At 64.5% G+C, this 10229-nt stretch carries 9 protein-coding genes; 3 read left to right on the top strand and 6 right to left on the bottom strand.

Annotation, left to right across the window (positions count from 1 at the left end):
* Positions 1 to 144 precede the first annotated feature (144 nt).
* Entirely contained in the window at positions 145 to 471 is a 327-nt protein-coding gene (gene fliE / locus CCD76_RS10305; protein ID WP_087719444.1) for a flagellar hook-basal body complex protein FliE, read from the top strand.
* A 74-nt stretch (positions 472 to 545) separates the two neighbouring features.
* Here fliE and rarD read toward each other — a convergent pair whose 3' ends face one another.
* Positions 546 to 1496, bottom strand: coding sequence for an EamA family transporter RarD (rarD, locus tag CCD76_RS10300; protein WP_087719443.1), 951 nt, complete (start codon positions 1494 to 1496; stop codon positions 546 to 548).
* A 142-nt stretch (positions 1497 to 1638) separates the two neighbouring features.
* On the opposite strand from rarD, the gene CCD76_RS10295 reads away from it, so the two are divergent.
* Together CCD76_RS10295 and CCD76_RS10290 are read left to right on the top strand one after the other, a co-directional pair.
* The gene (locus CCD76_RS10295; protein ID WP_087719441.1) at positions 1639 to 2442 is read left to right on the top strand and encodes an amidohydrolase; all 804 of its coding nucleotides are present in this window, start codon (positions 1639 to 1641) and stop codon (positions 2440 to 2442) included.
* 23 nt (positions 2443 to 2465) lie between these two features.
* On the top strand, positions 2466 to 3167 hold the full coding sequence (locus CCD76_RS10290) for a pseudouridine synthase (protein ID WP_087719440.1): 702 nt from the start codon (positions 2466 to 2468) through the stop codon (positions 3165 to 3167).
* Positions 3168 to 3269: 102 nt separating this feature from the next.
* On the opposite strand, the gene CCD76_RS10285 is transcribed toward CCD76_RS10290, so the two are convergent.
* The 5 genes from CCD76_RS10285 to CCD76_RS10265 form a co-directional block, all read right to left on the bottom strand.
* Entirely contained in the window at positions 3270 to 4862 is a 1593-nt protein-coding gene (locus CCD76_RS10285; RefSeq protein WP_087719439.1) for an ABC transporter ATP-binding protein, read from the bottom strand.
* Positions 4859 to 5962 carry an ABC transporter permease gene (locus CCD76_RS10280; protein ID WP_087719437.1) on the bottom strand — a complete coding sequence of 368 codons (1104 nt, stop codon included), beginning with the start codon at positions 5960 to 5962 and terminating at the stop codon, positions 4859 to 4861. The genes CCD76_RS10285 and CCD76_RS10280 overlap by 4 nt, the downstream gene beginning before the upstream one ends.
* Positions 5962 to 7038, bottom strand: coding sequence for a microcin C ABC transporter permease YejB (locus CCD76_RS10275; RefSeq protein WP_087719436.1), 1077 nt, complete (start codon positions 7036 to 7038; stop codon positions 5962 to 5964). Before CCD76_RS10275 ends, CCD76_RS10280 begins: the two co-directional genes overlap by 1 nt.
* Positions 7039 to 7047: 9 nt before the next feature.
* Positions 7048 to 8907 (bottom strand): extracellular solute-binding protein, encoded by a 1860-nt coding sequence (locus tag CCD76_RS10270; RefSeq protein ID WP_087719434.1) that lies wholly within the window; start codon positions 8905 to 8907, stop codon positions 7048 to 7050.
* A 105-nt stretch (positions 8908 to 9012) separates the two neighbouring features.
* On the bottom strand, positions 9013 to 10176 hold the full coding sequence (locus tag CCD76_RS10265; RefSeq protein ID WP_179208897.1) for a transglycosylase SLT domain-containing protein: 1164 nt from the start codon (positions 10174 to 10176) through the stop codon (positions 9013 to 9015).
* Positions 10177 to 10229: the final 53 nt, after the last annotated feature.

Genomic DNA, 10229 nt, shown 5'->3' with positions numbered 1-10229 from the left:
TTAATGGCGAAGGTGGGAAAAGCCGATGTTTTCACGCGCATTTACCGCGATAGTGATTGGCTTGCTGTTGATAGGCTGCCAGTGTCGAATCCACCGGCGGTCGTGTCGCTTTCCCACAGGGCGCCGTCATACAGGAAAATCTTCATGAGTGCTCCAGCCATTCAAGCGGCGCTTCAGCAAATGCAGGCTCTCTCGGCTCAGGCGAGCGGACAGAGCATGGGCGCGCAGAGCCCTGCTGCCGAGACTCACGGCAGCTTTGCCGGGGAGCTGCAGGCTTCGCTCGGACGAATCAACCAGATGCAGCAAACTGCCAACCAGCAGGCCATGTCCTTCCAGGCCGGCGATCCCGATGTGGCGCTGAACGACGTGATGATCGATTCCCAGAAGGCGAGCGTGGCCTTCGACATGGGTGTCCAGGTGCGTAATCGTCTCGTGACCGCGTACAAGGAAATCATGGGGCTGCAGATTTAAGGCATCTTTCCGGCCTTATTTTGCGCCTCGCCCAAGCTCGGCCGTCGTTCGGACCGCCGGGCTTTTCGCGTGCCTCAGGCACCAAGCTTGCGATGCTGGCGCCATGTCTCCACCGAGTAGAATCCGAGCCCGATCCAGATCAGGACGAAGGTGAACAGTTGAGGCCAGGAGATGGTTTCGTCGAATACCCATAGCGCCAGCAGGAACTGCAGCGTCGGGTTGAGATACATCAGAAAGCCGACGGTAGAGAGCGTCAGCCGCCGGGCGGCGCCGGCAAAGGCGAGTAGCGGCAGGGTGGTGACCACGCCACTGACGATCATCAATGCGGTGGTCTTCGACGTCTCGCCGAAGTGAGACTGGCCGTGCCAGGTCAGCCACGCCAGCGCGGCGAGGCTCAACGGCAGCAACAGGCTCGTTTCCACCAGCAGCCCCGACAGCGCATCCAGGGAGACGCGCTTGCGCAGCAACCCGTAGGTGCCGAATGTCATGGCCAGCACCAGGCTGATCCAGGGCAGCTTGCCGAGCATCACCAGTTGCAGCAGAACGGCGCCGAGCGCGAGACCGATCGCCAGCATCTGCCAGCGCCCGAGCCGCTCGCGCAGCACGAGCATCCCTAGCGCCACATTGACCAGCGGCGTCATGAAGTAGCCCAGGCTCGCCTGCAGCACATGGTGGGTTTCCACCGCGTAGATATAGAGCCCCCAGTTCAGCGCGATGAGCAGCGCGCAGCCGAGACTCCAGCCCAGCCCGCGAACCAGTTCGCGCGGGCTTCGAAAGCTGCGGCGCAACGCGGCCCAGCGTCTCATCAGCGTGACCACGACGATCAGGAACGCGCAGGACCAGAGGATGCGCTGGATGAGCACCTCGAACGCGGGCACGCCGTCGAACAGCGAAAAGAACAGGGGGAAGCAGCCCCACATGGCGTACGCGCCAACGCCGAACACGACGCCAAGGCGGGCATCGCTCGCGGAAGCCTGCCGCTCCGGGGTTGCCGTCTCGGTGGTTTGAGGTTGGGAATCATCCATTGCAGGGCTCGACACGATCGACGCTCCATATCTCGGGCCCGTAATCTATCATGACCACGTCACGCAGGCTGCCCGACGTCGACGGGAAATGTACTGAAATGACCCGCGTCAGACGAGGGCGGCGATTCCAGAGAGGAAAGCCATGAGTGAATTACGCGTCAGTCTGGTGCAGAGCGAACTGCACTGGGAAGATCCGGCAGCCAATCGACGCCTGCTGGATAGCCGCATGGGGATGCTGGATGGCAGCCGGACCGATCTGATCGTGCTGCCGGAAATGTTCGCCACCGGGTTCACCATGAATGCCGAAGCCATGGCGGAGCCCTTCGACGCCAGCCCGACGCTGGACTGGATGCGCAGCCAGGCGCAGGAGCGAGGCTGCACCATCACCGGGAGCCTGGCGATCGCCGACGGTGGACGCCGCTACAACCGGCTGGTCTGGATGACGCCGGAAGGGGTGATGACCCATTACGACAAGCGGCATCTGTTTCGCATGGGCGATGAGCCCAGGCATTACGCGGCGGGCACCCGGCGCCAGGTGGTCGAGATCAAGGGCGTCCGTATCCTGCTGTCGGTATGTTACGACCTGCGTTTTCCGGTGTGGCTGCGCCAGCAACCCGGCGCCGGGCAACCTTTCGAATACGAGGCGCTGCTGTGCGTCGCCAACTGGCCGGCGCCGCGCAGACACCCGTGGCGAACGCTGCTGCAGGCGCGTGCCATCGAGAATCTGAGCTACGTGATCGGCGTCAACCGGGTGGGAGAGGATGGCAACGGGCTGCCTTACGCCGGCGACTCCATGGTGGTGGACTTCAAGGGCGAGCCGCTGGCCGATCATCCGCCGGGCGAAGCGTTCGTCGAAACCGTCACGATTTCCAGCGATGCGTTAAAGACATTTCGCGACAAGTTCCCGGCGTGGCAAGATGCCGACACTTTTCACTGGGGTGACTGACCTTTTCACTGGGATGACTGACAATGCGGTTGGATCGATTTCTTAGCGAGGCCACGGAACTCACGCGCAGCCAGGCCAAGCGTGCGCTGCGCCAGTTCGAGGTGAGCGTCGACGGCGAAGTGACGCGAGACGCCTCGTATCAGGTTTCCGACGACCAGGTGGTGCGGTGGCAGGGCGACATACTGGAACGGGTTGGCTGGAGATACCTGATGATGCACAAGCCGGTAGGTGTCGAGTGCTCCCTGCGCCCGACGCATCATCCCTCCGTGTTGAGTCTGATCGATATCCCGCAGATCGAGCGGGTACATCCGGTAGGGCGGCTGGATCTCGATACTTCGGGACTGCTGCTGATCAGCGACGATGGCAAGTGGACGCACCGCGTGACCTCGCCGAACCGCGCCTGTGTGAAGCGCTATCGGGCGACATTGGGTGAACCTCTGGCAGCGGGTGAGGCTGAGCGCATCGCGGAACAGTTTGCCGAGGGCGTCGAGTTGAACGGTGACGATAAGCCGACCCGGCCGGCCACCTTCGAAGCCGTGAGTGATACCGAAGTGCTGATCGGTGTCACCGAGGGGCGCTACCACCTGGTCCGGCGCATGCTGACGGCGGTGGGGCATACGGTCGAGACGCTGCACCGTGAAGCGATCGGGCCGCTGGAGCTCGATCCGGATCTCGAACCCGGCGAATGTCGCTATCTGCGCCCGGAAGAGATAGCCGCGTTCTGAATTGCCTTCCAGCGGGAAGCGGGAGCCGTGGGGCGCGGATTTCAAGGTTTATACCGTTATCTTGTTTTGGCAAGACATCTTCAGATCACCTTGAATTCGTCATCAAGGCAGGGAGAGGGAGGAAGCGTCGATCAGTGCCCGTGTGTAAGCCGATTGCGGGTTCTCGAGCAGCGCTTCGCACTCTCCCTGTTCGACGACTTTGCCATCCTTCAACACCAGTATTCTGTGTGCCATCGCTCTGACCACGGCGAGGTCGTGGCTGATGAACAGGTAGGCGAGGCCGTGTCTGGCCTGGACGCTGCGCAGCAGCTCGATCAGTTGCTTCTGCACCGTGCGATCGAGGGCCGAGGTCGGTTCGTCGAGGACCAGCAGACTCGGCTTGAGGATCAGGGCGCGGGCGATGGCGATACGCTGGCGCTGACCGCCCGAGAACTCGTGGGGATAGCGGTCGCCGCAGTCCGGCGGCAGGTCGACGTCGCGAAGCGCTTCGGCAATGCGCTCGGCCACGGTCGCTTCATCGAGCTCGGGATGATGGAAACGCAGTCCCTCGCTGATGATATCGGCCACCGGCATGCGCGGTGACAGCGAGCCGTAGGGGTCCTGGAACACGATCTGGAACCCGCGTCGCTGGCGCCTGAGGGCGTCGCCGCTCAAGGTATCGAGCCGCTGTCCGGCGAAGCGGATCTCGCCGCTGGCGGGCAGTAGCCGGATCAGGGCCGAGGCCAGCGTCGTCTTGCCGGAGCCGGATTCACCGACGATGCCGAGTGTTTCCCCCTTGCGGAGTTGCAGCGACAGCGGCTCGACGGCGACGAAAGCCGGAGGGCGAGGCCGCAGAAAGGGTTTGGGCCGGGAGAACGCCACGCTGACGCGATCGGCGGCCAGCAGCGGTGTTTCGCCGTCCTGTTCCGGAGGCGCCGGCCGGCCGCTGGGAATGGCATCGATCAGCTGTCGCGTGTAGGCGGCCTGCGGCGTGTCGAAGACGACGGGCGTGGGGCCGGTCTCCACGCGCTCGCCACGACGCATGACGACGACCCGGTCGGCATGGCGACGCACCAGATTGAGATCATGGCTGATCAGCAGCAGGCCCATGTCGTGACGATCCCGCAGGTCGTCCAGCAGCGCCAGAATCTCCTGTTGTACCGTCACGTCCAGTGCCGTGGTGGGCTCGTCGGCGATCAGCAGTTTCGGGTCGTTGGCGATCGCCATGGCGATCATCACCCGCTGGCGCTGCCCGCCGGAAAGCTGGTGGGGCCAGGCCGAGATCAGCTCCTCGACCCGGGGCAGTCTGACCTGTGTCAGCAGTTCCTTGATGCGGCGTTTGGCAGCTTCGCCTCGAAGCCCTTGATGCAGGCGCAGCGTTTCTCCCAGCTGCTTGCCGATGCTATGCAGCGGATTCAGCGAGGTCATCGGCTCCTGGAAGATGAAGCCGATCTGCCCGCCGCGCAGCGCGTTCCATTGGCGAGGCGAGAGATGGCCGATATCGCGGCCGTCGAAATAGCGCTCTCCCTCGATATCGGTGCCCGTCGGCAGCAGCCCCAGTGCGCCCAGTGCGCTGACCGACTTGCCCGATCCCGATTCCCCGACCACGGCGACGGTTTCCCCGCGATCGACATGCAAATCCAGCGCGGTCACCGCCGCCTGGGCACCGAAGCGGATGGTCAGTCGGCGCAGTTCGAACAGTCGCTTGTCGCTCATGGCAGGCTTTCCTGACGCGGGCTATCGGGTATGGCGGCAGGTCGGTCGCCCCGGCTCGCAGTGAGGATATGGCGGGGATCGAACGCGTCGCGCAGCCCCTCGCCGATGAATACCAGCAGCGACAGCATCACGCTCAGGGTGACGAAAGCGGTCACGCCGAGCCAGGGCGCCTGCAGGTTGTTCTTGCCCTGGGCGACCAGTTCGCCCAGCGAGGGCGAGCCCGGCGGCAGCCCGAAGCCGAGGAAATCCAGTGCCGTCAGCGTCGTGATGGCGCCGGTGAACAGAAACGGGATGAAGGTCAGCGTGGCGACCATCGCGTTGGGGAGCACGTGTCGGCGCATGATCAGATGCGAGGGCAGCCCCATGGCGCGCGCGGCCCTCACGTACTCCAGATTCCTGGCGCGCAGGAACTCGGCGCGAACGATATCCACCAGGCCCAGCCACGAGAACAGCAGCATGATGCCCAGCAGCCACCAGATGTTGGGTTCGACCAGGCTGGCCAGGATGATCAGCAGGAACAGGACCGGCAACCCGGACCAGATTTCGATCAGGCGCTGGCCGATCAGGTCGATCTTGCCGCCGAAGTAGCCTTGAACGCCGCCGATCACCACACCCAGGAAGATCGAGCCGATGGTGAGCGCCAGGGCGAAGGCCACCGACAGCCGAAACCCATAGAGAACGCGGGCAAACACGTCGCGACCCTGGTCGTCCGTCCCCAGCCAGTGGCGACTGCCAGGCGGCGAAGGCACCGGCCCCTGCACGTCGCGGTCCAGCGTCTGGTAGGAAAACGGCACCGGCGGCCACAGCATCCAGCCATTGTCGGCGATCTGTTCGTAGACGACAGGGTCGCGATAGTCGGCCGTCGTCGGCAGGAAACCGCCGAACTCGGTTTCGGGGTAATCCACCAGCAGCGGCACGTACCAATGGCCGTCGTACTGCATCACGATCGGCTTGTCGTTGGCGACCAGCTCGGCGCCCAGGCTGACGATGAACAGCAACCCGAAGATCCAGAGCGACCAGACGGCGCGGCGGTTGCCGCGAAAGACCTGAAGGCGACGCTGAGTGATTGGCGACAAGCGCCGGCGATGGCTCGATGTCATCACGACTCCCGGGTGCCGAAATCGATGCGTGGGTCGACCCAGACGTAGGTCAGATCCGAGATCAGCTTGAGTACCAGCCCGATCAGGGTATAGAGATAGAGCGTGCCGAAGATCAGCGGATAGTCGCGCTGCATCACGGCCTCGAACCCCAGCAGGCCAAGGCCGTTGAGCGAGAAGATCACCTCGATCAGCAGCGAGCCGGTGAACAGGATGCCGATCAGCGCCGAGGGCAGGCCGGCGATGATGATCAGCATGGCGTTACGGAATACGTGGCCGTAGAGCACGCGCCGATCCGAGGCGCCCTTGGCGCGGGCCGTCAGCACGTACTGCTTGTGAATCTCGTCGAGGAAACTGTTCTTGGTCAGCATGGTGAGGGTGGCGAAGCTGCCGATGGCCGAGGCGAGGACCGGCAGCGTGATGTGCCAGAAGTAATCCTGGATCTTGCCGAGCAGTGACAGTTCGCTGAAATTGGAGGACGTCAGCCCGCGCAGCGGGAACCAGTTCCAGTAGCTGCCACCGGCGAAGACCACGATCAGCAGGATCGCGAACAGGAAGCCGGGGATCGCGTAGCCGACCACCACCGCGCCCGACGACCAGACGTCGAAGGCGCTGCCGTGACGCAGGGCCTTGCGAATGCCCAGCGGAATCGAGATCAGGTAGACCAGCAGCGTGGTCCATAGCCCGAGCGAAATCGATACCGGCAGCCGATCCAGCACCAGGTCGAGCACCGGCTGGCCCCGGAACAGGCTCTCGCCCAGATCGAACGTGGCGTAGTCCTTGAGCATCAGGCCGAAGCGTTCCCAGGCCGGCTTGTCGAAGCCGTACTCTTCTGTCAGCTGCTGGCGCAGCTCGTCGTTGACGCCACGGAGCCGCTGCGCGTTGCCTCCGCTGTTGTTACCGTCAGCGCCGCCGCTTTCGAGACCGGTGCTGGCATTGCTGTTCAAGCCTTCGAAGCGGGCCATCATCTGGTCGATCGGTCCGCCGGGAGCGGCCTGCACGATGATGAAGTTGAGCAGCAGGATCCCCAGCAGGGTGGGGATCATCAGCAGCAGGCGACGAACGATATAGCTGGCCATGTCGGGCAATCACTCCTGGCCGCGCTGGCGCGCGGTGATGGCCTGGGCGCGGTCGGGGTCGACCCACCACACCGTGAAATCGGGCGTGTAGCGCGGGAACGGCTGAGGGTAATCGAACTTGTCCCAGACGGCGACGCGAGTGCCGTCGAAATTCCACTGCGGTACCACGTAGAAGCCCCATCGCAGGACTCGGTCGAGTGCCTGGGACGCGGTGTCCAGCGTCTCGCGATCGTCGGCCTGGATCAGTTCGTCGACCAGGACGTCTACCACCGGATCCCGGACGCCCGCCAGGTTGCGGCTCTGGGGCACGTCGGCATAGTCGCTGGTCCAGAAGTCGCGCTGCTCGTTACCGGGATTGGCCGATTGCGGAAAACTGCCGACGATCATGTCGAACTGGAAATGGCGCAGGCGGTCGAGATACTGGTTGACGTCGACCACGCGGATCTTGCTCTCGATGCCGAGCCGCTCCAGATTGCGTATGAACGGCTGGGTGATGCGCTCCCACTGGCTGTCGTAGAGCAAAAACTCCAGCGTGAAAGGCCGGCCCGTCTCGAGGTTCACCAGCTTGCCGTCGCGGACGTCGTAGCCGGCCTCGCGCAGCAGTTCGAGCGCCTGACGCAGACGCGGACGCAGCGCCTCCGGGTGGGGCATCGGCAGGGGCTGGTCGAATACGGCGGCGGGCAGCTGGTCGCGATAGGGTGCCAGCAATTCAAGCTCGCCGTCGCTGGGCAGCCCGGTTGCGGCCATCTCCGAATTCTGGAAAAAGCTCTCGGTGCGCTGGTAGGCCCCGTAGAAAAGATGGTGGTTGAGCCAGTCGAAATCGAACGCCAGCCCCAGCGCTCGGCGCACACGAGGATCCGATAGCTTGTCGCGGCGCGTATTGAACACGTAACCCTGCATTCCCGCCGGCTGGCCGTCCGGCACGATCACCCGCTGGATCGCGCCGTCCTCGACGGCCGGCGTATCGTAGGCGGTCGCCCAGTTCTTGGCGCTGCTTTCGATGCGCATGTCCAGCGCGCCGGCAAGAAACGCCTCCAGTGCTACCGACTGATCGCGGAAGTAGTCGTAGACCAGCCGGTCGATATTGTAGCGCCCGCGATTGAGCGGCAGATTCCGCCCCCAGTAGTCGTCGACGCGCCGATAGACGATACGCCGGCCGGGGTCGACTTCGTCGATCTCGTAAGGGCCGGAGCCCAGGAGCTTGTCGAGGGTCGGTTTGGTGAAATCCCTGTCCTGCCAGTAGTGCTTGGGGAGTACCGGCAATTGTCCCAGGATCAGCGGCAGCTCCCGCGACTGGTTGTTGGAAAACGTGAACCGCACGGTGCGTTCGCTGAGCGCCGAAGCCGATTCGACACTGGCGTAGTAGGCGCGATAGAAGGGCGAGCCCTTGTCGCGGAGCAGCCGGAAGCTGAACACCACGTCCTCGGCGGTGACTGGCGCGCCATCGTGGAAGCGCGCCTCGGGCCGGATATCGATCTCCATCCAGTGACGGTCGGGATCGAGCCGGATGCCGCCGGCCAGGAGCCCATACATGGTGAAAGGTTCGTCGGCGCTGGATTCCATCAGCGTGTCGTAGATCTGGTTGAGGCCGTCGGCAGGCGTGCCCTGGATGATGAAGGGATTGGTGGAATCGAAGCTGCCGTTGGCCGCCCGGCGCAGCGTCCCGCCCTTGGGGGCGGCGGGGTTGGCGTAGGGCAGGTGGTCGAAGTCGGCGGGCAGCGCCGGATCGTCATAGAGCGCGATGGCATGCACGGTGGGGACGTCAGCGCTCTGCCCCGGCGTTTGTGTCGGCTGGGCGCTGACCGGCGCCGACAGCGGTATGGTCAGCGCCAGCGCGGCAGCAGCCAGGAGCCATCGGAATCCAGCCATTTTCGATATCCTTCATCTCGGTGCGAGCGCCCGTGTGGACGCCAGACGTTGTGAATCGTTGTACCGCTAAACGCTGCCCTGTCAAAGCGCGATCGACGAGAACCGCTACCGACGATCGCCGTTCTGCGCCAATGTCGTGGCGGGCACGGAAAGCGTCTGTCCGATACGAATGATGCTTCCCTCGAGGCCGTTTTCGCGACGGATTTCGCCGACGCTGGCGCCGAAGCGTGCGGCAATGGCGGAGAGAGTGTCGCCGCGACGAACCACGTAGCGGTTGAGCGCCGTACGCTCCGCGGCGGGTAGCGTTGCCAGGTTGGCGAGAAAGCGCTGCTTCGCTGCCGCGGGTACCAGCAGGCTGGCGTCGTCCCGCGGGCGCGTCGATGCCCGCTTGAAGCCGGGGTTCAGGTCGCGCAGCGTCTGCGGGTCGACGCCGGCGAGGTCCGCTGCCATCGACAGCGTCAGCGGGCCGCCGGTATCGACCTGGGCGAACTGGGTCTTGTCGGGAATCGAGGGCAGCGCCACGCCGTACTGTTCCGGCTCGGCGATCACCTCGGATAGCGCCAGCAGGCGCGGAATGTACGCCATGGTCTCCGCGGGCAGGCGCAGGTGCCAGTAGTCGATCGGGTCGCCGCGATTGGCCGCGGCGTTTCGGGCGGCATTTACGGTGCCGGCGCCCGCGTTGTAGGCGGCCAGCGCCAGCAGCATGTCACCGTCATACCAGCGGTCGGCCTGTTGCCGGATGTAGTTCATGGCAGCGTCGGTGGCGGCGACCACGTCGTGGCGGCCGTCGTACCAGGCCGTGCGCGACAGGCCCATGGCGTCACCGGTGCCAGGCATGAACTGCCAGAGGCCCGCTGCCCCGCCCGGATTGGTGGCCGTCGGGTCGTAGCCGCTTTCGATGAAGGGCAGTAGCGCGATCTCGCTGGGTAACTGATGGGCCTCCAGTCGCCGGGTGACCCAGCGAAGCCAGGGCTTGGCCTGTTCCGCCACTTGCTCGACGTGCTGTGGGTGCTCGCGATACCACGCCAGCCACTCGGCCACGCGGGGGTTGGCCGTCTCGTGGGACATCCGGAACCCTTTGCGCAGGCGGTTCCAGACATCGGGCGCTCGACGCTCCTGGAGCACCAGCGAAGACCAGAAGGTACGTTGTGAAGCGCCGCTTGCGGCCTCCGGCGCCGTTTTTGCCATGGCGGCCACGGGAAGCGCGGACAGCAGCAGACTACCGGCAAGGCCGACGAAGACATGGCGGCGCCTCGGTGGGAAATTCATTCGTTCAAGATCCTTGGTAACACGGTCACCGCAGTGGACAGGTCGACAGCGAA

The sequence above is a fragment of the Salinicola salarius genome (assembly GCF_002179555.1).
In the GTDB taxonomy this organism is placed as follows: Bacteria; Pseudomonadota; Gammaproteobacteria; order Pseudomonadales; family Halomonadaceae; genus Salinicola; species Salinicola salarius_A.
The sequence above is the reverse complement of the archived record's forward strand: the minus strand, read 5'-3'. Positions and strand labels throughout refer to the sequence as shown.

What these genes read in the sequence shown, in the direction of transcription:
- fliE (WP_087719444.1), top strand. Translation starts at nt 145, where the DNA reads ATGAGTGCTCCAGCCATTCAAGCGGCGCTTCAGCAAATGCAGGCTCTC.
- rarD (WP_087719443.1), bottom strand. Translation starts at nt 1,496, where the DNA reads ATGGATGATTCCCAACCTCAAACCACCGAGACGGCAACCCCGGAGCGG.
- CCD76_RS10295 (WP_087719441.1), top strand. Translation starts at nt 1,639, where the DNA reads ATGAGTGAATTACGCGTCAGTCTGGTGCAGAGCGAACTGCACTGGGAA.
- CCD76_RS10290 (WP_087719440.1), top strand. Translation starts at nt 2,466, where the DNA reads ATGCGGTTGGATCGATTTCTTAGCGAGGCCACGGAACTCACGCGCAGC.
- CCD76_RS10285 (WP_087719439.1), bottom strand. Translation starts at nt 4,862, where the DNA reads ATGAGCGACAAGCGACTGTTCGAACTGCGCCGACTGACCATCCGCTTC.
- CCD76_RS10280 (WP_087719437.1), bottom strand. Translation starts at nt 5,962, where the DNA reads ATGACATCGAGCCATCGCCGGCGCTTGTCGCCAATCACTCAGCGTCGC.
- CCD76_RS10275 (WP_087719436.1), bottom strand. Translation starts at nt 7,038, where the DNA reads ATGGCCAGCTATATCGTTCGTCGCCTGCTGCTGATGATCCCCACCCTG.
- CCD76_RS10270 (WP_087719434.1), bottom strand. Translation starts at nt 8,907, where the DNA reads ATGGCTGGATTCCGATGGCTCCTGGCTGCTGCCGCGCTGGCGCTGACC.
- CCD76_RS10265 (WP_179208897.1), bottom strand. Translation starts at nt 10,176, where the DNA reads ATGAATTTCCCACCGAGGCGCCGCCATGTCTTCGTCGGCCTTGCCGGT.